30 protein-coding genes are annotated in these 25,552 nt (G+C 72.6%); 13 read left to right on the top strand and 17 right to left on the bottom strand.

Features of this window, described 5'->3' with window-relative positions:
* Positions 1 to 113 precede the first annotated feature (113 nt).
* A complete protein-coding gene (locus tag ACFY7E_RS00225) occupies positions 114 to 509 on the top strand; it encodes a helix-turn-helix domain-containing protein (protein ID WP_383436132.1) in 396 nt (131 codons plus the stop codon).
* A 68-nt stretch (positions 510 to 577) separates the two neighbouring features.
* Entirely contained in the window at positions 578 to 997 is a 420-nt protein-coding gene (locus ACFY7E_RS00220) for a VOC family protein (protein ID WP_383436068.1), read from the top strand.
* A 240-nt stretch (positions 998 to 1,237) separates the two neighbouring features.
* Here the strand turns inward: ACFY7E_RS00220 and ACFY7E_RS00215 are convergent, their stop codons facing one another.
* Both ACFY7E_RS00215 and ACFY7E_RS00210 read right to left on the bottom strand, forming a co-directional pair.
* Positions 1,238 to 2,482 (bottom strand): GNAT family N-acetyltransferase, encoded by a 1,245-nt coding sequence (locus ACFY7E_RS00215; RefSeq protein WP_389479029.1) that lies wholly within the window; start codon positions 2,480 to 2,482, stop codon positions 1,238 to 1,240.
* 87 nt (positions 2,483 to 2,569) lie between these two features.
* Positions 2,570 to 3,169, bottom strand: a complete 600-nt coding sequence (locus ACFY7E_RS00210; RefSeq protein ID WP_389479026.1) for an ABC transporter substrate-binding protein — start codon at positions 3,167 to 3,169, stop codon at positions 2,570 to 2,572.
* Between the two features lie 129 nt (positions 3,170 to 3,298).
* Here ACFY7E_RS00210 and dtd point away from each other — a divergent pair, with 129 nt between their 5' ends.
* Positions 3,299 to 3,724 carry a D-aminoacyl-tRNA deacylase gene (gene dtd, locus ACFY7E_RS00205; protein ID WP_383436077.1) on the top strand — a complete coding sequence of 142 codons (426 nt, stop codon included), beginning with the start codon at positions 3,299 to 3,301 and terminating at the stop codon, positions 3,722 to 3,724.
* Between the two features lie 13 nt (positions 3,725 to 3,737).
* Here the strand turns inward: dtd and ACFY7E_RS00200 are convergent, their stop codons facing one another.
* The 6 genes from ACFY7E_RS00200 to ACFY7E_RS00175 all read right to left on the bottom strand — a co-directional run bounded on the left by ACFY7E_RS00200 (position 3,738) and on the right by ACFY7E_RS00175 (position 8,623).
* The gene (locus ACFY7E_RS00200) at positions 3,738 to 4,718 is read right to left on the bottom strand and encodes a YgfZ/GcvT domain-containing protein (protein ID WP_383436080.1); all 981 of its coding nucleotides are present in this window, start codon (positions 4,716 to 4,718) and stop codon (positions 3,738 to 3,740) included.
* Positions 4,719 to 4,777: 59 nt separating this feature from the next.
* On the bottom strand, positions 4,778 to 5,224 hold the full coding sequence (locus ACFY7E_RS00195) for a Fur family transcriptional regulator (RefSeq protein WP_389479023.1): 447 nt from the start codon (positions 5,222 to 5,224) through the stop codon (positions 4,778 to 4,780).
* Positions 5,225 to 5,294: 70 nt separating this feature from the next.
* A complete protein-coding gene (locus ACFY7E_RS00190) occupies positions 5,295 to 5,867 on the bottom strand; it encodes an FABP family protein (RefSeq protein ID WP_383436086.1) in 573 nt (190 codons plus the stop codon).
* 241 nt (positions 5,868 to 6,108) lie between these two features.
* On the bottom strand, positions 6,109 to 7,011 hold the full coding sequence (locus tag ACFY7E_RS00185) for a hypothetical protein (RefSeq protein WP_389479021.1): 903 nt from the start codon (positions 7,009 to 7,011) through the stop codon (positions 6,109 to 6,111).
* Positions 7,008 to 7,802, bottom strand: coding sequence for a hypothetical protein (locus ACFY7E_RS00180; protein ID WP_389479018.1), 795 nt, complete (start codon positions 7,800 to 7,802; stop codon positions 7,008 to 7,010). Before ACFY7E_RS00180 ends, ACFY7E_RS00185 begins: the two co-directional genes overlap by 4 nt.
* Positions 7,803 to 7,819: 17 nt before the next feature.
* A complete protein-coding gene (locus ACFY7E_RS00175; RefSeq protein WP_389479016.1) occupies positions 7,820 to 8,623 on the bottom strand; it encodes a hypothetical protein in 804 nt (267 codons plus the stop codon).
* A gap of 103 nt (positions 8,624 to 8,726) precedes the next feature.
* Between ACFY7E_RS00175 and ACFY7E_RS00170 the strand changes: the two genes are divergently transcribed.
* On the top strand, positions 8,727 to 9,089 hold the full coding sequence (locus tag ACFY7E_RS00170) for a DsrE family protein (protein ID WP_383436097.1): 363 nt from the start codon (positions 8,727 to 8,729) through the stop codon (positions 9,087 to 9,089).
* A gap of 18 nt (positions 9,090 to 9,107) precedes the next feature.
* On the opposite strand, the gene ACFY7E_RS00165 is transcribed toward ACFY7E_RS00170, so the two are convergent.
* From ACFY7E_RS00165 to ACFY7E_RS00135, 7 genes are all read right to left on the bottom strand, one after another.
* Entirely contained in the window at positions 9,108 to 9,371 is a 264-nt protein-coding gene (locus ACFY7E_RS00165; protein WP_389479013.1) for a DUF3099 domain-containing protein, read from the bottom strand.
* A gap of 110 nt (positions 9,372 to 9,481) precedes the next feature.
* Positions 9,482 to 9,769, bottom strand: a complete 288-nt coding sequence (locus ACFY7E_RS00160; RefSeq protein ID WP_030220952.1) for a DUF1416 domain-containing protein — start codon at positions 9,767 to 9,769, stop codon at positions 9,482 to 9,484.
* 52 nt (positions 9,770 to 9,821) lie between these two features.
* Positions 9,822 to 10,667 carry a sulfurtransferase gene (locus ACFY7E_RS00155; protein WP_383436103.1) on the bottom strand — a complete coding sequence of 282 codons (846 nt, stop codon included), beginning with the start codon at positions 10,665 to 10,667 and terminating at the stop codon, positions 9,822 to 9,824.
* 151 nt (positions 10,668 to 10,818) lie between these two features.
* Positions 10,819 to 10,899, bottom strand: a complete 81-nt coding sequence (locus ACFY7E_RS00150; protein WP_350497993.1) for a putative leader peptide — start codon at positions 10,897 to 10,899, stop codon at positions 10,819 to 10,821.
* A gap of 214 nt (positions 10,900 to 11,113) precedes the next feature.
* Entirely contained in the window at positions 11,114 to 11,800 is a 687-nt protein-coding gene (locus tag ACFY7E_RS00145; RefSeq protein WP_389479010.1) for a DUF2993 domain-containing protein, read from the bottom strand.
* A gap of 147 nt (positions 11,801 to 11,947) precedes the next feature.
* Positions 11,948 to 13,264, bottom strand: coding sequence for a hypothetical protein (locus tag ACFY7E_RS00140; protein WP_389479007.1), 1,317 nt, complete (start codon positions 13,262 to 13,264; stop codon positions 11,948 to 11,950).
* Between the two features lie 11 nt (positions 13,265 to 13,275).
* Positions 13,276 to 13,530, bottom strand: a complete 255-nt coding sequence (locus ACFY7E_RS00135) for a MoaD/ThiS family protein (protein WP_125668242.1) — start codon at positions 13,528 to 13,530, stop codon at positions 13,276 to 13,278.
* Between the two features lie 445 nt (positions 13,531 to 13,975).
* Here ACFY7E_RS00135 and ACFY7E_RS00130 point away from each other — a divergent pair, with 445 nt between their 5' ends.
* From ACFY7E_RS00130 to ACFY7E_RS00110, 5 genes are all read left to right on the top strand, one after another.
* Positions 13,976 to 14,785: a winged-helix domain-containing protein gene (locus ACFY7E_RS00130; protein WP_389479003.1), complete on the top strand. Its 810-nt coding sequence runs from the start codon at positions 13,976 to 13,978 to the stop codon at positions 14,783 to 14,785.
* A gap of 24 nt (positions 14,786 to 14,809) precedes the next feature.
* Entirely contained in the window at positions 14,810 to 15,871 is a 1,062-nt protein-coding gene (locus ACFY7E_RS00125) for a LacI family DNA-binding transcriptional regulator (protein WP_389479000.1), read from the top strand.
* A gap of 124 nt (positions 15,872 to 15,995) precedes the next feature.
* Positions 15,996 to 17,123: a S1C family serine protease gene (locus ACFY7E_RS00120; RefSeq protein WP_389478998.1), complete on the top strand. Its 1,128-nt coding sequence runs from the start codon at positions 15,996 to 15,998 to the stop codon at positions 17,121 to 17,123.
* Between the two features lie 20 nt (positions 17,124 to 17,143).
* A complete protein-coding gene (locus ACFY7E_RS00115; protein WP_383436121.1) occupies positions 17,144 to 17,866 on the top strand; it encodes a response regulator transcription factor in 723 nt (240 codons plus the stop codon).
* Between the two features lie 104 nt (positions 17,867 to 17,970).
* On the top strand, positions 17,971 to 19,362 hold the full coding sequence (locus ACFY7E_RS00110; protein WP_389480979.1) for an ATP-binding protein: 1,392 nt from the start codon (positions 17,971 to 17,973) through the stop codon (positions 19,360 to 19,362).
* On the opposite strand, the gene ACFY7E_RS00105 is transcribed toward ACFY7E_RS00110, so the two are convergent.
* Complete coding sequence (locus ACFY7E_RS00105) at positions 19,327 to 20,181, bottom strand: phosphatidylinositol-specific phospholipase C domain-containing protein (protein ID WP_389478995.1); 855 nt, start codon at positions 20,179 to 20,181, stop codon at positions 19,327 to 19,329. The genes ACFY7E_RS00110 and ACFY7E_RS00105 overlap by 36 nt on opposite strands.
* A gap of 111 nt (positions 20,182 to 20,292) precedes the next feature.
* Positions 20,293 to 22,122 carry a bifunctional metallophosphatase/5'-nucleotidase gene (locus tag ACFY7E_RS00100; protein WP_389478993.1) on the bottom strand — a complete coding sequence of 610 codons (1,830 nt, stop codon included), beginning with the start codon at positions 22,120 to 22,122 and terminating at the stop codon, positions 20,293 to 20,295.
* A gap of 156 nt (positions 22,123 to 22,278) precedes the next feature.
* On the opposite strand from ACFY7E_RS00100, the gene mshD reads away from it, so the two are divergent.
* The 4 genes from mshD (at position 22,279) to ACFY7E_RS00080 (ending at position 25,467) form a co-directional block, all read left to right on the top strand.
* Positions 22,279 to 23,205, top strand: coding sequence for a mycothiol synthase (mshD, locus tag ACFY7E_RS00095; RefSeq protein ID WP_383444512.1), 927 nt, complete (start codon positions 22,279 to 22,281; stop codon positions 23,203 to 23,205).
* Between the two features lie 89 nt (positions 23,206 to 23,294).
* Positions 23,295 to 23,684, top strand: a complete 390-nt coding sequence (locus ACFY7E_RS00090) for a GntR family transcriptional regulator (RefSeq protein WP_389480977.1) — start codon at positions 23,295 to 23,297, stop codon at positions 23,682 to 23,684.
* Entirely contained in the window at positions 23,681 to 24,523 is an 843-nt protein-coding gene (locus ACFY7E_RS00085) for an ATP-binding cassette domain-containing protein (RefSeq protein WP_389478989.1), read from the top strand. Before ACFY7E_RS00090 ends, ACFY7E_RS00085 begins: the two co-directional genes overlap by 4 nt.
* On the top strand, positions 24,520 to 25,467 hold the full coding sequence (locus ACFY7E_RS00080) for an ABC transporter permease (RefSeq protein WP_389478987.1): 948 nt from the start codon (positions 24,520 to 24,522) through the stop codon (positions 25,465 to 25,467). Before ACFY7E_RS00085 ends, ACFY7E_RS00080 begins: the two co-directional genes overlap by 4 nt.
* Positions 25,468 to 25,552: the final 85 nt, after the last annotated feature.

The following is a 25,552-nucleotide window of genomic DNA, read 5'->3' as shown; positions in this document are numbered from 1 at the left end:
ACCGAGTCCCCGGAAACCCGGATCCCCGGAGACACGGAGACCCGGACCACCGGATCCCCCGAGACCCGGACCGCGCGTCCGTCCCGTGCCATTCTGGGAAGGTGAGCGGGAAGGTGAACCTGGAGGACCTCGTGCGGCTGCGGCGCGCACGCGACACGATGGACCGCGACTACGCGTCGCCCCTCGACGTCCCCGCCCTGGCGAAGGTCGCCCTGATGTCGACCGGGCACTTCGCGCGGAGTTTCCGTGCCGCCTTCGGGGAGACGCCGTACAGCTATCTGATGACCCGTCGCGTCGAGCGGGCCAAGGCCCTGCTGCGCCGGGGCGACCTGAGCGTGACCGAGGTCTGCTTCGAGGTGGGGTGCACCTCGCTCGGGTCGTTCAGCTCACGCTTCACCGAGCTGGTCGGGGAGACGCCGAGCGCCTACCGCGCCCGTGACCACGAGGAGGGCGCCCGGATCCCCGCGTGCGTCGCGAAGGTGCTCACCCGGCCCGTCAGGAACGGGTAGCCGGAGCCCTCCCGAACGGTCAGGATCGGAGAAGCGCGACCCCCGGCCCCCGCCGTAGCGTCGACGCCATGGACATCACCCTCTCCCAGTGCTTCATCGCCGTCGACGACCACGACAAGGCGCTCGCCTTCTACCGCGACGCCCTCGGCCTCGACGTCCGCAACGACGTCGGTTTCGAGGGGATGCGCTGGGTGACCCTCGGGTCGCCCGCGCAGCCCGGCGTGGAGATCGTCCTCGAACCGCCGCTCGCCGACCCGGGCGCCTCCCCCGCCGACCGGCGGGCCGCCGCGGAACTGCTCGCCAAGGGCCTGCTGCGCGGCGTGATCTTCTCCACGGACGACGTGGACGCCACCTTCGAGCGGCTCCGGGAGTCCGGCGCCGAGGTCCTCCAGGAGCCGTTCGACCAGCCGTACGGCGTCCGCGACTGCGCCTTCCGCGACCCGGCCGGGAACATGATCCGCTTCGCCCGCCGCCGTACCGCCGGCTGACCTCCCGCCGAGGCCGGCGCGGTCGGCCTCCTGCTCGCCGCCAGGCTCGCCGGCCTCGGCGCCCGCGTCGAACTCCTCGGCCCGCCGGAGGCCCGTACCGCCCTCGCCCGCGTCGGCGCCGGACTCACCTCCCTGTACGGGGAGTCGGAGGCCGCGAGTGCTCCAGGAGCTCCCGCACGGGCGTCGGACGCGCCACGGCCCGGGTGAGCGGCCGCGCTCGACGCCCGTCCCCGCGAGGGCTCAGAAGACGTCCGGCGAGAACGGTCGCAGCGGGGTGCGGAACAGCAGCTCGGCGCGGGCCGCCGCGCCGGGCGTCGGCTCCTCGACGCGCCCGAGCCGGGCGAGCCGTACCGCCGAGTGGTCGCCGAACGCCAGCGTCCCCAGCTCCGCGACGTCGAGGACGAGGTCGGCGGACGCGTCCGTACGGACGCAGGAGGCGCCCTCCGGCGAGGCGTCGAGGCGGAAGCGCCCGCCCGCGAGGCCGTCCGCGTCCCGCACCTCCAGGACGAGGCCGTCCGTCACCGGGTACGCACGCCCCTCCAGGAGCCGGGGCACGTCCAGGACCCGGACCCACAGCATGTCCGCGTGGGACACCGTCCTCGCCGCGCGCGGGTCCGGAAGGAGGTCCGGCAGCGGGTCGTCGGGCGCGCGGTAGCCGGAGCGGACGGTGGTCACCCAGTCCAGCGAGCAGAGGAAGAGCCACAGGGCGCGCTCGGCGGCCGGGGTGACGGCGACCAGGTCCCGCACGGTCGCGGTGTTCACCGGCTGCTTGGCGTCGTCCCACTTGTCGTCGGAGCGGTAGGACACGAACCCCTCGGGCTCGCCGGACTCCGACCGGTACACCGCGTAGTAGGGCTCCGTCCACGGGTCGATCTGGAAGCCGAGGCCGGTGCCCTGCGCCCAGAGGCGCTCGGTGCGGTCGGTGACCCCGGCCCGGATCCCGGCGAGGCGGCGGTGCAGGCCGGGGCCGATCTTGCGGATCTCGTCGCCGTCGGACAGGTCCACCCGGCCGCCGTCCTCGGGACGGCCCGAGCGGCGCGGGTCGAGTCCGGCCCGCCGCAGGTCCACGCTCCACTCGGTGACCCAGCTCGCCGGGCCGAAGCCGAACCGGCCGTAGATCGGGTACTCGGCGGCGATCAGGGTCGCGAGCGCGTCGCCCCGCTCCTTCGCGGCGGCCAGGTCGGCGGCCATCATGCGGCTCAGCAGGCCCCGGCGCCGGTGCGTCGGCGAGACGGTCACCTGGGTGATCGCGTCGGCGGTGAGGCTCCCCCCGCCGACCGTGCTGACCTCCTGCCGGAACGAGCGGAAGGTGGCGACGACCCGGTCCCGGTCGAACGCCCCGAGGGTCCGCGCCAGGTCCGTGTGCGGCAGCCGGTCGGCCACGTCCTCGTCGGGCACGACGGGCGGACGGAGGAAACCGGTGCGCAGGGCCCGCAGCCAGTCGGGGAACTCGGACTCCGTCACCGCGCGTACGTCGACAGTCATCCCTCGACCCTACGCAGGGGCCCGACGGACCCGCACCGGGTTTTCGAACACCCCGGGGCGGCCCGGAAAGCCCCCGCCCGGAAGGCCTCAGGCCAGCAGGTCGTCGACCTGGGCCTCGCCCTCCCGGTACCGGCGGGCGATCTCCGCCCCGCAGTCGTCGGCCGTCCGCTGGAGCTCCTGCCGGCGCCGGGAGACCCGCTGCTCGTACCCCGCGAGCCGCCCCATCGCGGCATGCAGCTCGTCGTCCGTGCGGGCCGTCAGGTCCGACAGCTCGACCTCGGACAGCATCTCGGTCGCCAGCCGCCGGTACTCCTCCCCGCGCGGCGTCGACAGCGTCACGTGCCGGGCCGACGTGCGGTGCCGGGAGGGCACGTCCGCGAGGATCTCCGAGAGCCGGTCGAGGACCGGCGCCTCCGGGTCGGTCCGGCGCGCCAGTTCGGCCCGCAGGATGTCGATCCGCCCCTGGAGCATCCGCCGCACGTAGCTCAGGTCGGCCTCGTCGCTCCGGGTGTCCCGGCGCAGCGCGCGCAGCTCGGGCAGTCTCAGCGTGCCGAGGTCCGGCCGCGCCCGGTCCGGCAGGACGGGCGCGGGGGCCCGCTGCGCGGGCGGCCGCGTCACGGAGGAACCGCCCGCCCGCGTCAGCGGTACGGGACCGGACGGCGTGGGCCCGGTGCCAGATGCACTCATGAGTTTCGTCCCCTCGACCGGTGCGGAGCCGCACCGCCTGACACGCATGGTGCCACTCCCACCCGTGCGTGTGCAGGCGCTCTGCACCCGTTCGGCCCCTGGCGCGTTCGGGTGGGTAGGTTGGGGCGCATGCGAGCTGTGGTGCAGAGGGTCGACGGCGCGAGCGTCGTCGTCGCAGGGGAGACCGTCGGTGAGATCAAGGGCGAGGGGCTGTGCGTCCTGGTCGGGGTGACCCATGACGACACCCCGGAGAAGGCCGCCCGATTGGCCGGAAAACTCTGGTCCGTCCGGGTACTGGACGACGAGAAGTCGTGCTCCGACGTGAACGCGCCGCTGCTCGTGATCTCCCAGTTCACCCTCTACGGAGACGCCCGCAAGGGCCGCCGCCCCACCTGGAACGCGGCCGCGCCGGGACCGGTCGCCGAGCCCCTCGTGGACGAGGTCGTGCGCCGGCTGCGCGAGCTGGGCGCACACGTGGAGACGGGCCGCTTCGGAGCGGACATGCGCGTCTCGCTCACGAACCACGGCCCGTTCACGGTGATCGTCGAGGTCTGAGCCCGGTCGGTCCCTACGGCTCGACGACGACCTCCTGCGCCGCCGCCGTCGTCCCGGCGACCAGCGGGGCGTCCACGGGGACGTTCCGCTTCACCAGGGCCAGGGCGATCGGGCCCAGCTCGTGGTGGCGGACGGCGGTGGTCACGAAGCCGAGCTGCCGCCCGTCCTCGCCGTCGGACGCGAGCCGGACCGGGGTGCCGTGCCCCGGCAGGAGCACCTCGCTGCCGTCCAGGTGCAGGAAGACCAGGCGGCGCGGCGGCTTCCCCAGGTTCTGCACGCGGGCGACGGTCTCCTGCCCCCGGTAGCAGCCCTTCTGGAGGTGGACGGCGCCGCCGATGAGGCCGACCTCGTGCGGGATGGTCCGGTGGTCGGTCTCGAAGCCGAGCCGCGGCCGGTACGCCTCGACCCGCAGCGCCTCGTACGCGAGGATCCCGGCCGCCGGGCCGTGCGAGGCGGCGAAGGCCTCCAGGTCGGCGCGGGGCAGGAACAGGTCGCGCCCGTGCGGGGTCTCCCGTACGACGACGCCCTCGGGCACCTCGGCGATGGAGCCGGCCGGGAGGTGGACGACCGCGGTGTCCTCCGTGCGGTCGGCGACCTCGACCCGGTAGAAGAACTTCATCGACTCCAGGTAGGCGATCAGCTCGCCCTGCGTGCCCGGCTCGACGTGCGCCCACACCGTCTCGCCGTCGTCGACGAGGTAGAGGGCGTGCTCGATGTGCCCGTTGGCGGAGAGGATCAGCGCCTCGGTGGCCCGCCCGGGCGGCAGGTCGGTCATGTACTGGGTGAGCAGCAGGTGCAGCCAGCTCAGCCGGTCGTCGCCGGAGACGGCGACGACGCCGCGGTGCGAGAGGTCGACGAAGCCCTCGCCCCCGGAGAGGGCGCGCTGCTCGCGGAACAGGTCGCCGTAGTGCGCGGCGACGCCCTCGTCGCGCCCTTCGGCGGCGACGGCGCCGGGCAGGGACAGCAGGGGGCTGGTCGTGGAATGTCGCTGCATGGGGAAAGCCTACGACCCCGTGTCCAGGGCCCGCCGGGGCCCGGGGCGCGCGAGGAGCCCTACTCGCCCGCCGGGGCCTCCCCGCGCTTCTTCGCGGCGCAGTCCCCGCACCGTCCGAAGATCGCGAAGTGCTTCATGTCCGTCTCGAAGCCGAAGGTCTCGCGGAGCTTCCCGGTGAACTCGGCGGCCACCTCGACGTCCGCCTCGATCACCTCGGAGCAGTCCCGGCAGACCAGGTGGAGGTGGTGGTGCCGGTCGGCGAGGTGGTACGTCGGCGCCCCGTGCCCCAGGTGCGCGTGGCTGACGAGCCCGAGCTCCTCCAGGAGCTCCAGGGTCCGGTACACGGTGGAGATGTTCACCCCGGAGGCCGTCCTGCGGACCTCGGAGAGGATGTCGTCGGGCGTCGCGTGCTCCAGCGCGTCGACGGCCTCCAGGACGAGCTGGCGCTGCGGCGTCAGCCGGTAGCCGCGCTGCCGCAGGTCACTTTTCCAGTCGGTGCTCACCACGCCCCCCAGTGTAGGAGGGCGCGGCGGGCGACCCCAGGACTTCTTCGAACGGCTTCCGTCCGGACGGCTCCTAGCGGAAGAAGGCGATGCCGTCGTCCGGCATGTCGGGCAGGTTGCGGGCCATCTCCGCGACCTCCTCCGGCGTGACGACCTTCTTCAGGTGCGCCGACATGTACGGACGCAGCGGGACCTCGGGGGTCGCCTTCTCGCCCACCCACATCAGGTCGCTCTTGACGTAGCCGTACAGGCGCTTGCCACCGCTGTACGGGCCCGAGGCGGCCGTACGGGCGACGGCGTCCGTCGCCAGGTCGATCTGCGGCTTCTGGTCGGCGAGCTCGCCGTACCAGATCTCCACGACGCCCTGGTCGCGGACCATGACGACCTCGACCTTGCGGTTCTCGTCGATCCGCCAGTACCCGCTCTCGCTCTCCAGCGGACGGACCTTCTCGCCCTTCTCGTCCAGGACCCAGGAGTGCGAGTGGTACTCCAGGAAGTCCCGGCCGTCGTGGCTGAACGTCACGGACTGGCCGAAGTTGCACTTCTCGGCGCCGGGGAAGTCGGAGACGCCCGCGCCCTCCCACGTGCCGAGCAGGAACGCGAGGGGGACGAGGTCCGGGTTGAGGTCGGACGGGATCTCGATCATGAGCAGCTCTGGCGTTCTCTAGAGGGGGATTACCGCTGGCCCTGGTACAGCTTCTTCACGGTCAGACCCGCGAAGGCGAGCACGCCGACGCAGACCAGGACCAGCAGAGCTTCGAAGAAAATGATCACGGGGTGCTCCTCGACTGAGGTGTGAAGGCGGAACGGGCCGGACCCCAGCTTAGTGGCCGGGGGTCCGGCCCACTCGGTGAGGTGGGTCTCGGGGGCGGGTCCCGCGCGGACGGTCAGCCGAGCAGCTGCGCCTGGAGGGCGACGGTCTGCTGGAACGGCACGGTCGGGGTGCCGCCCCTACGGGTCTGGGTGACCACCCCGAAGGTGTCCCCGGCCTGGATGTAGGCCCACCGGGTCTGCTCGGGACCGTACGGCTCCGCCTCCGCGTAGGCGTAGAGGGAGATGTACGGCACGTCGATCCCCCCGACGGACGTGTCGACCTCCGCCTCCTCGACGCCGGGGGGCAGCCCGCCGCTCTTGGAGATCTTCTCCGTGGTCACGTCCTTGAAGTCCTCCGCGAACGCCACCGAGGCGAACCGCAGCAGGTGCACCCGGGTGGTCGTGCCGTCCGGCGTGGTCCAGCCGCGGGCGGCGACGTGCCGGAGCGCCGAGTCGGCCACGTACCGCTCCGCCTCGCCGCGGTCCTTCTCCGCGAGCAGCGCGAGGTACGAGTCGAGGCCGGCCCAGCCGCCGTTCAGCCCGGGGTCGACCGTGGCGCCCTTCGGGGCGGGCAGCAGGAGTTTCCGCAGGTCGGCGTGGTGGATCTCGCCCTCGTTGCCGTCGGTCCACGGGCGCGGTGCGCCCTCGGGGAGCGCCGGCAGGGCGAGCTCCGGGTAGTCCCAGCGGCCGTCGGACTCGGTCGCGAGCCCCGGCACGTCGGTGCGCTCCACGGCGGTGATGCCCATGGCCGCACCGGCGCCGACGCCGCCGCACACGAGCACGGCGGCGGTCCAGCGGGCGACGCCCCGGAGGGCGCGACGGGTCTTCTTCGGCGCGGGCGCGGCTGCTGCGGCTGCGGCTGCGGCTGCGGTTTCGGGCACGGACGCGGTTTCGGGGACGGCCCTGGCTTCGGCGCCGGGCGGCGCGGTCGGCTCGGTCGGCGCGGACGGCTCCGGCGTCAGGGTCTGCTCGGTCATACGTACTCCCCCGGGGACTCGATGTGGTCGAGCTGCTGCTTCAGGAGGTCCGCCACGCGCGCCTCGTCGAAGGGCTTGGCGCCCGCCGCCGTGAGGGTGACGGAGACCTCGGAGTCGTACGCGAGGCAGATCATCTCCTCCAGCTCCACGGCCCGCTCCTCCTTGTCCAGCGCCTTGTTCTCGGGCGCCGTGTAGCAGACGGCGTTGCGGTGGCCCTTCACCTCGGGGCCCTTCGGGAAGTCCAGGGCGTCCATGACCTCCTTGCGCAGCCGGTAGCCGTCCTTGATCCGCTTCTTGTCCTTCATCCGCGCGATCTGGACGGAGACGACGACGTCGTCGTCCGTGTCGGCGAAGGTGCGGACGCCGACGCCCTGGATGCCGAGCTCGTCGATCTTCTTCTCGAACGCGCGGCGCTTCTTGCCGGAGAGGCCCTTGCCCGCCTGCTTCGTCAGCGCGGTGGCCGCCGCGGCGCCGAGCTCGCCGTCGTTCCCGTACAGCTCCTCGTCGGGGCCGAACTCGTACCCCTCGGGCAGCGGGAGGAGCAGCTTGCTCAGCGGGGTGTCGGCCTTGCCGCGCTTCCCGTCGGCGGCCGGGTCCCCGTCCCGCGCGGTCCTCTCCGTCGCGCCCCACACCCGCGTCGGCGCGGTGCGGTCGGCGGAGGAGACGGTGAGGGCGGTGTACGTGACGCCGCCGCCGATCAGGCCGAGGACGAGCACGGAGGGCAGGACGACGCGGAGCAGGATCCGGCCGGCGCCCTTCTTCCCGTTCTCGTCCTTCGCGGGTTCGGTCACGTCGTTGCGGTCCTCACTCACAGGCGCCCCAGCTGTCGCTCGGCCAGCGAACGGATGTCCTTCTCGGAGATCTTCTTCGTGTCCACGACGAAGATCTCGACCGCGATGTCACCGCGGTGGAAGTAGGCCCTGGCCTCGTACAGGTCCAGGTAGCCGGCCTCCCGTTCCACGGGGAGGACGTAGTAACGGCCGTTGGACGAGCCCTTGAGCTCCCGGCCCTCGTTCCCCGCGAAGTCCTCGTCCGGCATGTAGCCCTGCTGGTTCTCGACGAACTCCCGGGCTCCGAGGGTGTCGTTCGAGCGGTACTGGATCAGCCGGACCTCGGTCCGCCCGTGCTCGCCCGTCGTCCAGGACGTGACCGCGATCCGCCGGACACCGAGGTCCAGCTGGTGGTCGAGGGCACCGCCCGGGTCTTCGAACATCGAAGCGAACTCGGACACGTTCATCCAGCCGCCGTTCTCGGCGTACTCGGCCCTCTTCGCTCCGGCGGGCTTCGGGACCAGCAGCTTCCGCAGGTCGCCCTGCGCCTTCGACCGGAGGTCCTCCGAGGCCGGGAGCGGCTTCGCCTCCTGCCCCTTCGGGAGGGGCTTCGGCTGGACGAGGCCGAGCTGGTTCAGCGGCGGAAGGGCGGTCGGTTCGCGCTGGGCCTGGATGCCGTAGCCGACGGCGGTGCCGCCGACGAGGCCGATGACGGCGGCGACGGCGATCAGCCCGAGCGTACGGAGACCCCGGCGGCGGGGCCGCGCGGCGGGCGCGGGCACGGGCACGGCGTCGTCCGGTGGTGTTTTTCCCTGTTCAGGGACGTTTTCTTCGCTGCTCAAGAGTCCCCCCACGAGACCTGAAGCACGGATTCCGTCATCCGTGCACCCACCTGACACGCGAGGGGTGCAGGGGGTTGCGGTGCCGCGCATTACAGTTCGGTACATGGCGAAGAAGCTCGTGATCAAGGTGACCGCGGGGGCCGATTCCCCCGAACGCTGCTCGCAGGCCTTCACGGTGGCCGCCGTGGCCGTCGCCAGCGGGGTCGAGGTCTCGCTCTGGCTGACCGGCGAGTCCTCCTGGTTCGCCCTCCCGGGCCGGGCCGCCGAGTTCGACCTCCCGCACGCCGCGCCGCTGCCGGACCTGCTCGACTCGATCCTGGTGGGCGGGCGCGTGACGCTCTGCACCCAGTGCGCGGCCCGCCGCGAGATCACGGAGAAGGACGTCCTGGACGGCGTCCGCATCGCCGGCGCGCAGGTCTTCGTCCAGGAGGCGACGGCGGACGGGACGCAGGCCCTCGTCTACTGAGAAGTCCCCGGGCCGCCCCTACCGCTCCCGGCGCCTCTTCCCGTCCAGTTCGTCCCACCACTCGTCCGACTGCGGGTCGCCCGAGGGGTCGTCCCACCAGCGGTCCTCCGGGCCGCGGCGGTTGGCGACCATCGCGGCGACCGGGGGGATGAGCATGGCGACGACGCACATGGCGACGGCGGCCGGTGTCGAGAAGAGGCGTACGACGGCCCAGGCGCCCACGAAGAGGAACAGGCAGGCGCCCATCATCCAGAAGTAGACGTGGCGACGGCGTGCGTACACCCCTTCAGCGTACGTCCGGCGCGGGCAGACCGAAGGGCCGTGCCCCAAGTCCCGGAATGGCGTCCAACCCCCCAGGAGGCACGGCCCTTCGGCCGGTCGTTCGTCGCGGGTCAGACCGCGATGGCGACCTCCGCGAGGCCACCCTTCTGCGCCACGACCTTGCGGTCGGCGGTGCCGCCCGGCACCAGGGCGCGGACGGTCCAGGTGCCCTCGGCCGCGTAGAAGCGGAACTGTCCGGTGGCGGAGGTCGGAACCTCGGCCGTGAACTCGCCGGTCGAGTCCAGGAGGCGGACGTAACCGGTGACCGGCTCGCCGTCCTTGGTCACGAAGCCCTGGATGGTGGTCTCACCGGGCTTGATCGTCGAGGCGTCGGGGCCGCCGGGCTGCGCTCCACACATGCTGTTCTTTCCTTACGGTCGAGGGGTCCGGAAGAAGGGAGGTCCGGAGGGGTTACTTGGCGGCGCCGAGCTCGATCGGCACGCCGACGAGGGAGCCGTACTCGGTCCACGAGCCGTCGTAGTTCTTGACGTTCGGCACCTCGAGGAGCTCGTGCAGGACGAACCACGTGAGCGCGGAGCGCTCGCCGATGCGGCAGTAGGCGATGGTGTCCTTCGCCAGGTCGACCTGCTCGGCCTCGTAGAGGGCCTTGAGCTCGTCGTCCGACTTGAAGGTGCCGTCGTCGTTGGCGTTCTTCGACCACGGGATGTTGCGGGCGCTCGGCACGTGGCCGGGGCGCTGCGACTGCTCCTGCGGAAGGTGCGCCGGGGCGAGCAGCTTGCCGGAGAACTCGTCGGGCGAGCGCACGTCGACCAGGTTCTGGGCGCCGATCGCGGACACGACGTCGTCGCGGAAGGCGCGGATCGAGGCGTCCTGGGCCTTGGCCTTGTACGCGGTGGCCGGGCGGTTCGGGACCTCGGAGCCGTCGACCAGGTCGCGGGAGTCGAGCTCCCACTTCTTGCGGCCGCCGTCGAGCAGCTTCACGTCCTGGTGGCCGTAGAGCTTGAAGTACCAGTAGGCGTAGGAGGCGAACCAGTTGTTGTTGCCGCCGTAGAGCACGACCGTGGTGTCGTTCGCGATGCCCTTGGCCGAGAGGAGCTTCTCGAAGCCCTCCTGGTCGACGAAGTCGCGGCGGACCGGGTCCTGGAGGTCCTTCGTCCAGTCGATGCGGATGGCGTTGCGGATGTGGTTCTTCTCGTAGGCCGAGGTGTCCTCGTCGACCTCGACGACGGCCACCTGCGGGTTGTCGAGGTTGGCCTCGACCCAGTCCGCGTCGACCAGGACGTCGCTGCGAGCCATGTTGTTCTCCTCCGGGGCAGTGTGCGGCGGTGCGGTGCGGGGTGGTGCGGGTACGCGTCGGAAACGTGCGGGCGACGGCGTACGGCTGCGCGGGATGTGGCCCCGACTTCGGTCGGCGGGCCGTGCGGGAGGGCGGGGTCGGACGTCCCGCTCAGACGGAGCGACAGAGCATGGCGGCGACGCGGCACAGGTCCACTGCCCGCCGCTTCGTGAGATCCGCCTGTCGCTTCATGGCCACGATCGTAGGGACGGACAGGCGGCCGTGTCACCGGCGTGTCGTATTTTGAGACGCGATCGTCCGAGATGCGAGACGCGATCACGGTGCCGTACGGCTCCGGGCGCCTGCGCACCGAGGTGTCCGATTCCGTTTCTGCGGATCGGACGGCTCCGTCTCAGCATGTGACCAGCCGGTAGGGACGAGGGGCCTCGCGGCCTCCCCGGCGGGCTCAGCCCACCAGGGCCATGTCCTTGCCCGAGACCGTGACCGCCAGGCCCTCCGGGCGCGGCTCGACCTTCTCCACCTTCATGCCGGCGAGCACGTGGAGCGGACGCTCGAAGTCGGTGCGGGCGCGGACCAGCTCCTCCACGCCCGGGATGCCCTCGCCGGGCACCTCGTCGGCGCGGACCCTGATCGTGTCGCCGTTCACCGCGGTCACCGTCGAGAGGACCGAGCGGGTCAGGGTGCGGCCCAGGAACTCGACGCTGCCGGTGACCTTCATCTTGCCGTTCCCGCCGTAGGCGAGGGTGGCCTCGTGCTCGGAGGCGGCGGTGAGGTCCTCGTACGAGATGAGGGCGGTGCCGGCCGCGGAGCCGGCCCTCTCGCCCACGAACTCGCCGTTCACGGTCACGTCCCGCAGGACGACGGCCAGCTCGCCGATCCGTATCTTCCGGTCGCCCGCACGCGCCTGGATGCCGGTCGCCCGCACGTCGACCCGGTCGAAGCGCTTGGCCGCGGCCTGGGTGAGGAAGGGGAAGCCCTTGATGTCGACCTCGATCGACTCGCTCCGCGCGCCGGAGAGCTTCGTCCGGCTCGCCGCCTCCGACTCCGCGTACGCCACGGCGAGACGGTCGACCCCGACGAGGATCCCGCCGAGGACGACGGCCAGGATGAGCAGAATCCGCAGTGCTCGCATGGGATTGCGTCCCCCCGTGAAAGTTTTCGACCCCCGACACGAAGATCGACGTGCCGGGGGTCCGGTTGGTTCCCGCGCCCGGCGGTCTCGGGGACGGACCGGGGTCGCCCCTACGGGACCGTCCGGGCGGCGCGCCGGAGCGGGGCGTCAGGCCAGGGCGCGGCCCAGCAGGTACACGGCGGGCGCGGCGGCGGTCAGCGGCAGCGCGACGCCCGCGGTCATGTGGACGAACCTCGACGGGTAGTCGTAACTGGCCGCCCGCAGGCCGACCAGGGCGCAGATCCCGGCGCCGAGGCCGAGCAGCGCCCCGGACGCGCCCAGGTCCGTGAGGCCGCCGGCCGCGATCCCGGCGCCCGCCGCGGCGAGCAGCGCGGCGACGACCGGGACCGGGCCGGGCAGCGGGAGCGCCTTGGCGAGGACGGCGGCGGCGACCGCAGCCCCGCCCACGACCACCGCGTCGGGGGCCGCGCCGAGGTGCCCGGTGGCGATCACGGTCAGGGCGGCCGAGGCGACGGTGGCCATCAGGCCGTACATCCGCTCGTCCGGGTCCGCGTGGCTGCGCAGCTGGAGGACGAGGCAGAGCAGCACCCAGACGCCGAGCGTGCCCAGGATCGCGGGGGCGGCGTTCTCCCGGCCGACGACGAGCAGGGCGCCGTCGGCGACGAGGCCGCCGAGGAAGGCGAGGGCGATGCCCTGCCGGGCGGGCCACATGCCGTTGAGCCGGAACCAGCCGGCCGCGGTGAGCCCCTGGAGCAGGACCAGCGGCAGGAGCAGGCCGTACGGGCCGAGGGCGGCGCCACCGGCGATCAGCAGGCCGAGGACCGCCGTCAGGGCGGCGGGCTGCATGCCGGGCTCGATGATCGGCGAGCGCCCCTCGGCGCGGGCGCGCTGGGCGTCGGTGATCCGGGTGTTCCCGGAGGTGGTGGGCGGGGAGTACGCGGGCCCGTCGTCGACCGCGGGGGCGGGCGCGGCGGACACGGGGGCGGGCGCGGGGGCCGGGGTGTGGGCCGGGGCGGGCGCGGGAGCCGGAGCGGGTGCCGGGGCGGGGGTCTGCTGCGGCTGGTACGCGCCCGCGTACGGCTGCTGCTGCCCGTACGCCTGCTGCTCGTACGACTGCTGTCCGTACGGCTGTGCCTGCGGCTGTTCCCCGTACGCCTGTGCCTGCGGCCGCTCCCCGTACGGCTGCTGTCCGTACGCCTGCCGCGGCTCGTACCCCTGGCCCCCGTACGACTGCGGCGCGTACGGCTGCTGCTCCCCGTACGACGGCGGCCCGGGCCGCTGCTCCCCGTGGGGCTGTTCCCCCTGGGGCCGGACGGCCGGCTGGTACTGGGTGTCCCAGGTCTGGCCCTCCCACGTCTGCGTGACCTCGGGGTCCTGCTGCCCGCCCGCGTACGGGTCGTACGGCCGCTGCCCGCCCGCGTACGGGTCCGGCTGCTGCCCGCCGTAGTACTGGTCGTTGCTCATTGCTCTGGGGTTCACCCTCCTGCGAACGGGGGGAGCACCTCGACCGTGCCGCCCTCGGCAAGCCGTACGGTCTCATGGCTCCGGGTGCCGACGGGGTCGCCGTCGACCAGGAACGAGCACCGCAGGAGGACCCGGACGAGCTCGCCCGGGTGCTTCGCGCGGGCCGCGTCGAGGGCCTCGGCCAGGTGCTCTGCGGCGTACGGCTCCTCGGCGACACCGGCGGCCGCCTTCGCCGCGGCCCAGTAGCGGATGGTTCCCGCTGCCATAGCGGCGCTCCCTTCGTTCGTGTGCGCGCCGCTCCCCATGATGGGCCATGCGCGCGTGGGCCGGACCGGTGACCGCCGTACCGGTGATCCTCGCGCGAGGAGGCGCGCGAACCGCCGCGACACGGAGGCCTCGTCCCCGCTCGACATTGCGTTCCGGATGCGGGGAGTGAGCGAAGAGACATCCACGATGTGAAATCCGCCCTCTCCACCGGAAGGCATCTGGGCTATTCTGCTGAGCAGAGGATCCGGGCGACGCAGCCACCGGGTCCTTTTGCGTTTTCCGGCCGTTGTTACGGACGGATGAACAAAAGCTCTCAGGGCGCGAGAGCAGGCAGTGATCCGTACGAAGCAGTGCACGTCCTCGCAGGGACCGAGGAGGAACCGACCTTATGGGCGAGCGAACCGAGCACGATCGCATGACCACGACCGGGGCAGGTGGTGGGCGATGAGTTCACTGCTCCTCCTGACCAACGCCCTCCAGCCGTCGACCGAGGTGCTCCCCGCACTCGGCCTGCTGCTGCACAACGTCCGGGTGGCCCCGGCCGAGGGCCCGGCCCTCGTGGACACCCCCGGCGCGGACGTGATCCTCGTCGACGGCCGGCGCGACCTCCCGCAGGTCCGCTCGCTCTGCCAGCTGCTGCGGTCCACCGGACCCGGCTGTCCGCTGGTCCTCGTCGTCACCGAGGGCGGCCTGGCGGCCGTCACCGCCGACTGGGGCATCGACGACGTCCTCCTCGACACGGCGGGCCCGGCCGAGGTCGAGGCGCGGCTGCGGCTCGCGACGGGCCGCCAGCAGATCGTCTCCGACGACTCCCCGATGGAGATCCGCAACGGCGACCTGTCGGTCGACGAGGCGACGTACAGCGCGAAACTCAAGGGCCGGGTCCTGGACCTCACCTTCAAGGAGTTCGAGCTCCTGAAGTACCTCGCCCAGCACCCGGGCCGCGTCTTCACGCGCGCGCAGCTCCTCCAGGAGGTGTGGGGGTACGACTACTTCGGCGGCACCCGCACGGTCGACGTCCACGTGCGGCGGCTGCGGGCCAAGCTCGGCCCCGAGCACGAGTCCCTCATCGGCACCGTCCGCAACGTCGGCTACCGCTTCGTCACCCCCGAGAAGGTGGAGCGGGCGGCCGAGGAGGCCCGGGCCAAGGAGGAGGCGCGCGCGAGCGCCCGCGTCAAGGGCGCCACGGAGGACGTCACCCCCACGGAGGACAGGAACGTGGCGGACGCCACAGTACGGCCTGCCGGTAGGTAGGTCCCCCCGCGTAGACTGCCGCGCGTGGCCAAGGTGACGCGGGATGACGTAGCTCGACTGGCGGGTACTTCGACCGCGGTCGTGAGCTACGTCATCAACAACGGACCCAGGCCGGTCGCCCCGGCCACGCGCGAGCGTGTCCTCGCCGCCATCAAGGAGCTGGGCTACCGCCCCGACCGGGTGGCCCAGGCGATGGCGTCCCGGCGCACCGACCTCATAGGCATGATCGTCCCGGACGCGCGCCAGCCGTTCTTCGCGGAGATGGCCCACGCGGTCGAGCAGGCCGCCGCCGAGCGCGGCAAGATGGTCCTCGTCGGGAACTCCGACTACCGGACCGAGCGCGAGATCCACTACCTGCGCGCCTTCCTCGGGATGCGGGTCTCCGGTCTGATCCTGGTCAGCCAGGGCATGAGCGAGCAGGCCGCGAGCGAGATCGAGGCCTGGGACGCGCGCGTGGTGCTGCTGCACGAGCGGCCCGAGGCGATCGACGACGTGGCCGTCGTCACCGACGACGTCGGCGGCGCCCAGCTCGTCACCCGCCACCTCCTGGAGCACGGCCACCCGTACGTGGCGTGCCTCGGCGGCGTCCCGAACACCCCGGCCGTCGGCGACCCGGTCGCCGACCACGTCGAGGGCTGGCGGCGCGCCATGGTCGAGGCGGGCCGCTCCACCGAGGGCCGGCTCTTCGAGGCGCCGTACAACCGCTACGACGCCTATCAGGTGGCCCTCAAGCTGCTCGCGGGCCCGGACAGGCCGCCGGCCATCTTCTGCTCCACCGACGACCAGGCCTTCGGCGTGCTGCGGGCGGCGCGCGAGCTGCGGATCGAGGTGCCGACCGAGCTGGCGGTCGCGGGCTTCGACGACGTGAAGGAGGCGGCGCTCACCGACCCGCCGCTGACCACGGTCTACTCGGACCGCCCGGCGATGGCCCGGGCCGCCGTCGACCTGGTCCTCGACGACTCGCTGCGGGTGGCGGGCTCGCGCCGCGAGCGGGTGAAGCTCTTCCCGTCGGCCCTGATCGTGCGGCGCTCCTGCGGCTGCGACGGGGGCGGGCCGGACCTGGCGCGGGTCTCGGCCCTGCGCTGACGCCCGGCCCGGGGCTTCGATCCCTTGCTTCCCGTACGGGGCTTTATATCGGGCATACGGGCTTCTGTCGGGCTTCTCAGCCGCTCCTCAGACGGCTCTCATGTGGGGATCCGACAGTCTTCCCATGACGGATCACCAGGAGCAGCCGCAGCAGCCGTACCACCCGCCGAGGCCGCCGTACGAGCCCGGACGGGCCCCGTACGCGCCGTTCACCACCGAGCACGGCACCACGATCTGGCCGTCCGGCGGGCACGGTGAGCACGCCGGATACGCCGGGCACGGCGGGCACGTCCCGCCGCCGGCGGGCCCGGCGCCCACCGCCGCCCCCGTCCCCGTCCCGGGTCCCCGCCGCCGTGCGAAGCGCGGGGTCGGGCTCATGGCGGCCGTGGCCATCGCGGCCGCCGCGATCGGCGGCGGCACGGCCACGCTGGTCCAGCAGCTCGCCGCCGACGGCACGGCGACCGCCTCCGCCTCCGCCCCCGTGGCCGGCACGAACGTGGCGGCGCGCGGCGCCGGCACCGTCGCCGGGGTCGCCGCGGCCGTCTCCCCCTCCATCGTGGAGATCTCCGCCGCCTCGAACTCCGGCAAGTCCACCGGCTCGGGCGTGATCATCACCTCCGGCGGCGAGATCGTCACCAACAACCACGTGGTCTCCGGGGCCTCCGAGATCACCGTGCGGCTGGACGACGGCAGGACCTACCCGGCCGAGGTCGTCGGCACGGACCCCGACAAGGACCTGGCGCTCATCGAGCTGAAGGGCGCCTCCGGGCTGAAGACCGCCTCGCTCGGGGACTCGAAGGACGTGAAGGTCGGCGACGAGGTCGTGGCGATCGGCTCCCCCGAGGGCCTGACCGGGACCGTCACCAGCGGCATCGTCTCCGCCCTCGACCGGGACGTGACCGTCGCCAAGGACGAGGACCAGGGACAGGGTCAGGACCAAGGCCAGGGCCGGCAGCAGTACGACCCCCGGCAGGGCTGGCCGTTCGAGTTCGGCGGGCAGCAGTTCAACGGCGACACGGGCTCGTCGAAGACCACGTACAAGGCGCTCCAGACCGACGCCTCGCTCAATCCCGGGAATTCCGGCGGCGCGCTGATCAATATGAACGGCGAGATCATCGGAATCAATTCGGCCATGTATTCGCCCAGCTCTTCGAGCGGCTCCACCGCCGGGAGCGTCGGCCTCGGATTCGCGATCCCGATCGACACCGTGAAGGCCGACCTGGACGCCCTCCGCTCGGGCGGCGGCAACTGAACACGTGGGACGCTGCCCCCATGACGGGACAGCAGAACGAAGCCGAGCGGATCCTCGTCGTCGACGACGAGCCCGCCGTCCGGGAGGCCCTGCGCCGCAGCCTCGCCTTCGAGGGGTACGGGACGCGGGAGGCCGTCGACGGTCTGGACGCGCTCGCCGCCATGGAGTCGTACGCCCCCGACCTCGTCGTCCTCGACGTGCAGATGCCCCGCATGGACGGCCTGACGGCGGCCCGCCGCATCCGGGCGTCCGGCTCGACCGTGCCGATCCTGATGCTCACCGCCCGCGACACCGTCGGCGACCGGGTCACCGGGCTCGACGCGGGCGCGGACGACTACCTGGTGAAGCCCTTCGAGCTGGACGAGCTGTTCGCCCGCATCCGGGCCCTGCTGCGCCGCAGCTCGTACGCGGCGTCGTCCGCCGCCCCGGCCGACGACGTCCTCTCCTTCGAGGACCTGCGGATGAACCCGGCCACCCGCGAGGTGACCCGGGGCGGCCGGACCGTGGAGCTGACGCGGACCGAGTTCACGCTCCTGGAGATGTTCCTGGCGCACCCGCGCCAGGTGCTGACCCGCGAGCAGATCCTCAAGGCCGTGTGGGGCTTCGACTTCGAGCCGAGCTCGAACTCGCTCGACGTGTACGTGATGTACCTGCGGCGCAAGACGGAGGCGGGCGGCGAGCCGCGCCTGGTCCACACGGTGCGGGGCGTGGGGTACGCGCTGCGCGGAGGGGGCGGGGAGTGACGACGACGGTTCCTCCGCACGGGCCCGCGCCCACCGCTCCGTCCTCGCCCTCCGGCCGGTCCGGCCCCCGCTCCGGGTTTCCGGCCTGGTTCCGCTCCCGGCCGCTGCGCTCCCGGCTCGCCCTGCTCACCGCCGTCGCGGTGGCGCTCGCGGTGGCGGCGGTGTCGCTCGCGTGCTGGTTCGTGACGCGGGAGCAGCTGGAGGCCGAGCTGGACTCCTCGCTGCGCTCCACCCGGCTCGACCCGAACGGGGTGCAGAACCTCCTGCTGTTCTGCCGCCAGGGCACCACGCCGCCGTCGGTGGCGGGCTCGTACACGGTGCGGGTGATCCTCGCCGACGGGAGCGTGTGCACCTCGGGGGAGGCCGCGATCCCCGTCGGGCCCGACGACCTCGCGGTGGCGCAGGGCCGTCTGGAGGACGTCCTGCACACGGCGAAGGACGCCGGCGGGCGCGAGATGCGCGTCTACACCTATCCGCAGGACAGGACGCCCGGCCTCGCGGTCTCCCTCGCCCGGCCGCTCGCCGAGATCGACAACTCGATGTCCACGCTGCGCTGGGTGCTGCTCCTGGTCTCCGGGATCGGGGTCGTCGGCGCGGGCGCGGCCGGCCTGTGGGTGGCGCGGACCGGTCTGGAGCCGGTGAACCGGCTGACGGGGGCCGTCGAGCACGTGGCGGCGACCGAGGACCTGACGGTCCGCATCCCGGTGGAGGGCGAGGACGAGATCGCCCGTCTCTCGCGCTCGTTCAACGCGATGACGGCGGCGCTCGCGACCTCCCGGGACCTCCAGGCGCGGCTGATCGCGGACGCGGGGCACGAGCTGCGGACGCCGCTGACCTCGCTCCGTACGAACGTCGAGCTGCTCGCGCGGAGCGAGGAGACGGGCCGGGCGATCCCGCCGGAGGACCGGCGGGCCCTGATGGCCTCGGTGAAGGCGCAGATGACGGAGCTGGCGTCGCTGATCGGGGACCTCCAGGAGCTGGCCCGGCCGGACGCGGGCCGGTCGGGTCCGCTGGAGGTGGTGCCGCTGCACACGGTCCTGCGGGCGGCCCTGGACCGGGCGCGGCTGCGCGGCCCGGAGCTGGCCTTCGTGACGGACCTGGCGCCCTGGTACGTACGGGCGGAGCCGGCGGCGCTCGAACGGGCCCTGGTGAACGTCCTGGACAACGCGGTGAAGTTCTCGCCGCCCCGGGGGACGGTCGAGGTGACCCTCATGCGGGGCGAGCTGACGGTCCGCGACCACGGTCCGGGCATTCCGGCGGACGAGCTGCCGCGCGTCTTCGACCGCTTCTGGCGCTCGCCGTCGGCCCGCAGTCTGCCGGGCTCGGGCCTGGGCCTGTCGATCGTGGCGCGCACGGTCCGGCAGGCGGGCGGCACGGTCGCGCTGGCCCCGGCGGAGGGCGGCGGGACGGTGGCGACGGTCCGGCTGCCGGGGGCGCCGACGCCGCCGCCGGGCGGCGCCTCAGTTGTGCCGGAGGAGGGCCTCGACCAGCCCTGACCGGGTGTTCGGGAAGTCCAGGGGGACGATCCCGAGCCCGGTCCGGCCGGCCAGTTCGGCGCTGTCGAGGAAGCCGTGGACGCGGGGGTTGAGCCGGTCGGAGTTCCAGCGGGGCGGGAGGTACGCGGAGGTGCTGACGAAGTTGACGTAGAGCCGTCCCGGCCGCTCGACGGCGGCACGGAAGTGGGCCTGGACCTTGGGGTACTTGGCGTCGGGCAGCGCGTTCCAGTCGTCCTGGAGGGCGATCTGGGACCCGTCCCACCACTTCAGGCCCGGCAGTCCGCCGTTGTCGGCGACGAGGACGACCTTCCCGCGGGCCTCGCCGAGGAGCGGCAGCCGGTCGCCGATGCGGAAGAGGGGGCGCCAGCCGCGACGGTCGAGGTAGTCGTCGAAGACGGCCCGGAAGGTGGCGTCGGACTCCTCGGAGTACTCCTGCCTGACCCGCATGAGGACGGTCTCGGAGGGGTGCGCGGCGAGGAAGTCCCGGCAGGCGACGAGCACGTCGCCGAACATCATGTTCTGGTACGAGGCCCCGTGGTGGATCGCGAACGATCCCCCGGTCACCCGGCACCGCACGTCCAGGAAGCGGATGCCGCTGTCCAGCTGCTGGGCGATCGTGGTGTTCTGGCACTCGCTCCAGGGCCCGCCGAACCGGGCGCCGGAGTCGTGCGTGCCGGGGATGGTGAGCCGGGTCAGCTCGGTCCCGTCGCCGTGCGCGCCCATCCACGCCCGCACGTCCACGGCCGAGGCGACGGGCGCCCCGAGCATCACGCCGGCCCCGGCGGCCAGGGCTCCCACGAGGAATCGTCGTCGGTCCATGGCACCGCACTATGACAGGTGCACTTCAAATTCCGCCAGGGTGCGGCGGGCGGGAAACGGCGAGGGGCGGCGAACCGCCGAAACGGTCCGCCGCCCCTCGCCCCGAGCCGGTTACTTGATGACGGTGATGCGGTTCGGCACCGGCACCGGAAGCGGTGCGGTGGGCGAGGAGTGGGCCGCCAGGTAGGCGGTGAACATGTCCAGGTCGGACGCGCCGACCAGCTTGTTCCTGTGCTCCTTCAGGATCGCGAAGCCGTCGCCGCCGCCGGACAGGAACTCGTTCATCGCGACGCGGTAGGTCTTCGCCGGATCGATCGCCTCACCGTTCAGGCGCACCGAGCCGACCACGATCCGGTCGGCGCCGGTCTTCGTCATGTCCAGGGTGTACGTGAAGCCCTTCGACACCTGGAGGATCTTCGGGGCGTCCAGGTTGGCGCCGCTGACCTGCTGCTGGAGCGTGGTGACGAGCTGCGCGCCGGTCAGGTCGACCGCCGTCATCATGTTGGTGAACGGCTGGACCGTGTACGCCTCGCCGTAGGTCACGACCCCCGGGGCCTCGGACCCGGACACCTTGTTGGTCAGGGGTGCGCGGATGCCGCCCGGGTTCATCAGGGCGAGCTGGGCGCCGCCCTTGTCGGCCGGGGCCATGCCCTCCAGCTGCGCGTCCGCGATCAGGTCGCCCAGCGGCTTCTCGTACGCGTCGGCGGGGTTCTCGATGTCGGCGGAGCTGTAGCCGACGGGACGGTCGGCGATCGGCGCGGCCAGGGCCTTCCAGCGCTTGATCAGGCCCTCCATGTCACCGGCCCGGTCCACGGTGCGGGTGACGACGTGGTTCGCGGAGGCGACGGCGGTGCGGACGATGTCCTTCGTGCGCCGGTCGTAGGTGAGCGTCGTGTCGGTGTAGAGCCTGCCGAAGGAGGCCGCCGAGGTGACCGTGCGCGGCTTGCCCGCCGGGTCGGGGATCGTGCACGCGTACGCCTGGTGGGTGTGGCCGGTGACCAGGGCGTCGACCTGCGGGCTGACCTTCTTGGCGATGTCGACGATCGGGCCGGAGATGCCGTCGCCGGGACCCGGGCTGTCGCAGTCGTAGTTGTACGCGCCCGAGGCCGGCATGCCGCCCTCGTGGAGCAGGGCGACGATCGACTTCACGCCCTTGCGCTCCAGCACCTTGGCGTACTTGTTGATCGTCTCGATCTCGTCGCCGAACTTCAGGCCCTTGATGCCCTCGGCGGACACGATGTTCGCCGTGCCCTCCAGGGTGACGCCGATGAAGCCGATCCGGACGCCGTCCTTCTCCCAGACGAAGTACGGGTCGAGCAGCGGCCTGCCGGTCTTCTCGTTCGTCACGTTGGCAGCGAGGTACGGGAAGTCGGCCCCCTCGAAGGTCCGGCCCTTCTCGAAACAGCCCTCGACCGGGTGACAGCCGCCGTTCTGCATGCGGGCCAGCTCGCGCGCGCCCTCGTCGAACTCGTGGTTGCCGACCGAGGTCACGTCCAGGTCGAGCTTGTTCAGCGCCTCGACGGTCGGCTCGTCGTGGAAGATGCCGGAGACCAGCGGCGAGGCGCCGATCATGTCGCCCGCGGCGGCGGTGACGGAGTACCGGTGGCCCTGCCGGGCCTGCCGCAGGTGCGTGGCGAGGTACTCGACGCCGCCGACGCCCTCGATGGTCTCGGTCCCGCCGTCCGCCTTGAGGCGGGTGAGCCGGCCCGACGAACCGGTCGGCGGCTCCAGGTTGCCGTGCAGGTCGTTGAAGGAGAGCAACTGGACGTCGACCAGACGGCCCTGCCCCTTGCCGTGCCCGTGGCCGTGTCCGCCGCCGGACCGGTCACCGGCCGCACCGGCCGACGGCATCGCGGCGACGAGCGCCCCGACCGTCACGATCCCGGCCCCCGCGGCGAGTATCCGCCGCGCCGCCCTGTTCTTCCTCGCTGTCGCTGCCATCTGCCCTCTGTTCCCCTTGCACCTCTACGGGACGCACTTCCCGTATGCCGGTGCAGCCTAGGGTCAACGCGCGTAGCGCAACAGGGGGTAGCCGATTACAAGACGGTTGCCGCTCTCTTTCCACCCGGCGGCGGCGGGCCGCCGTAGGCTCGTGCCATGACTTCCGACACGGCGCCGGCCCTCGAACCCGGACGGCAGATCCACACGTACGACGAGCTCACGCCCGAGCAGATCCAGGACGTCGGGGAGCTCCTGGAGGCCGCGGACCGGGCCGACGGGATGCACGCCGTGTCCGAACAGGGCCGGCTCTACCTGCGCAACGGCCGGCGCGAGGGGGTGCGGCACTTCCTGCTGACCGTCGGCCCCCGGCTCTACGGGTACGCCCAGCTGGAGGAGACCGACCCGATCGAGGCCCCGGCCGCCGAGCTGGTCGTCCACCCCGACCGGCGCGGGCGCGGGCACGGCCGGGCGCTCGGCACCGCCCTGCTCGACGCCTCCGGCAAGCGGCTGCGCGTCTGGGCGCACGGCGGCAAGCCGGCGGCCCGGCACCTGGCGCAGGTCCTCGGCCTGACCCTCTTCCGCGAACTGCGCCAGCTGCGGCGGTCCCTGGTGCCGCTCGACCTCCCCGAGCCGGTGCTGCCCGAGGGCGTCACCGTCCGCACCTTCGTCCCCGGGCAGGACGACGCGGCCTGGCTCGCCGTCAACTCCGCCGCCTTCGCCCACCACCCCGAGCAGGGCTCGCTCACCCAGCGGGACCTGGACGACCGGGCCGCCGAGCCGTGGTTCGACCCGAAGGGCTTCTTCCTCGCGGAGCGGGACGGCCGGCTCGTCGGCTTCCACTGGACGAAGACGCACGCCGAGGACCGGCTCGGCGAGGTGTACGTGGTCGGCATCCTGCCCGAGGCCCAGGGCGGGGGCCTCGGCAAGGCGCTCACCGCGATCGGCCTGCGGCACCTGGCGGCGCAGGGGCTGCCGACGGCGATGCTGTACGTGGACGCGGACAACACGGCGGCGGTGACGGTCTACGAGCGGCTCGGCTTCACCACGCACGAGGTGGACCTGATGTACCGCACGGAGTCGTAAGTCCTTCTTTCCGGGGGGCGGTTGACACCGCCCCCTTCTCTCCACCACCCTTTCACTACTTGATTAGTAAAAGGGTGGTGGAAGGGATCGTGGTCGAGTACCGCATCGACCGGCGCAGTGGCGTCGCCACCTACCTCCAGATCGTCCAGCAGACGAAACAGGCCCTCCGCATGGGCCTCCTGGAACCGGGCGACCGGCTGCCCACCGCACGCGAGGTCGTCGAGGCGACGGCCATCAACCCCAACACGGTCCTCAAGGCCTACCGCGAGCTCGAACGCGAAGGCCTCGTCGAGGCCCGCCGCGGCCTCGGCACCTTCGTCCGCGCCACCCTCGGCACCCACCCGGCCGACTCGCCCCTCCGCGGCGAACTCACCGACTGGGCACGCCGGGCGCGGGCGGCGGGGCTCGAACGGGAGGACGTGGCCGCGCTCTTCACCGCCGTGCTGGAAGAACACTTCGAGGGGGACGACGACCGATGACCGAGGACACCGCCCTGAGGGCGGACCTGCTGGGCAAGAAGTACGGCGGAAGAAGGGGCGGCTGGGCCCTGCGGGAGTGCGACTTCGACCTCTCCCGGGGTCGGATCTGTGCCCTCGTCGGTCCCAACGGCGCCGGCAAGTCCACCCTCCTCGCCCTCGCCGCCGGCCTCCTGCGCCCCACCGAGGGCACCGTCGAGACCCCCGGTCGCGCACTCCTCGCCTACGTCGCCCAGGACAAGCCGCTCCACCCCCGGCTCAGCGTCGGCGACACCCTGCGCATGGGCCGCGAACTCAACCCCGGGCGCTGGGACCACGCCCTCGCCGAACGGGTCGTCGAAGGCGGTGGCTTCTCCTCCGGCACCCTCGTGCACCACCTCTCCGGCGGCCAGCGCACCCGCGTCGCCCTCGCGCTCGCCCTCGGCAAGCGGCCCGAACTGCTTCTCCTGGACGAGCCGATGGCCGACCTCGACCCGCTCGCCCGCCACCAGCTGATGGGCCTGCTCATGGCCGAGGCCGCCGAACACGGCACCACCGTCGTCATGTCGTCCCACATCCTCACCGAGCTGGAGGGCTCCTGCGACCACCTCCTCCTGCTCCACGGCGGCCGGATCCGCCTCGACGGCCCCGTCGAGGACCTCCTCTCCGCCCACACCCTGCTCACCGGCCCGATCGCCGACCTCGCCCCGCACACGGTGATCGACTCCCGCACCACCGGCCGCCAGCTCACCGCCCTGATCCGCCGCGAGGGCCCGGTCGAAGGCCCCTGGGAGACCTCCGAACCCTCCCTGGAAGAACTCCTCCTCGCCCACCTCCGCACCCCCGAGGGAGCCGCAGCATGAGCACGCTCGCCCTGAAGGGCTCCTACTGGGTGACGGTCCGCCAGTATCGGCGGACCCTGTGGCTCATGGGCGGCCTCGTGTTCCTGGCCCTGGCGGTGATCGGGGGGTTGCGGATCTGGGACGCGCGGACGCCCGACAGGTACGAGGAGGGCGACTTCAGGTTCCTGGGCATCTACGGCAGCGGGTACGACCTGCTGCGCGGGGCCATGGAGCATCTGTCCGTCGGCATGGTCGCCTTCCCCTTCCTCGTCGGCGTCTTCGTCGCGGGCCCGCTGATCGCCCGAGAGTTCGAGTCGGGGACGTACAGGCTCTCGCTCACCCAGTCGGTGAGCCCGGCGGCCTGGCTCCGCGCCAAACTCCTCACCACGACCGCCGTCACCGTCGGGACGACCCTGGTCCTCACCGCGGTCTATCTGATCGGCTGGGGCCGGGTGTCCGGCACCTGGCAGTTCCACTGGGCGGACCGCGGACCGTACGAGACCACCGGTACCGTCCTCGTCTCGTACGTCCTCCTCGCCGTCGCCGTCGGCGCCCTCGTCGGCCAGTCGGTCCGGCGCACGCTCCCGGCCATGGCCGTGACCGGAGGACTCGTCGGCGTGGTCATGCTCGTCCTCGGTTCCCTCCGGTGGGACTTCCTGTCCGTACGGACGATCACCGGCCCGGCCGTGGCGGACGCCTCCGTCCTCAGCGTCTCCGGAGACAGCCTGCTCGTCGAACAGGGGCTGATCGGCGTCTCCGGAAAACGGCTGCCCGGCTGGTTCTGCTCCCCCGACGCCCCGGCGGAGCACTGCCGTCCCGGCGAGGACGTCACCGCCCAGTACGCCGACTACCACCCCGCCTCCCACTTCTGGCCCACCCAACTCATCGAGACCGGCATCCTCCTCGCCCTCGCCGCCCTAGCGGCCTACGCCGCCTTCCGCGTCCTGCGCGCCCGCCACCCGTAACCCCCCGCAAGAAAAACCGGGGGCGGGGCCCGCGCACGGCCCCGCCCCCGATTCCCGTACGTCATGTCGTCGTTACCGGCCATTC

The organism is Streptomyces sp. NPDC012825, from assembly GCF_042900925.1.
In the GTDB taxonomy this organism is placed as follows: domain Bacteria; phylum Actinomycetota; class Actinomycetes; order Streptomycetales; family Streptomycetaceae; genus Streptomyces.
The sequence above is the reverse complement of the archived record's forward strand: the minus strand, read 5'-3'. Positions and strand labels throughout refer to the sequence as shown.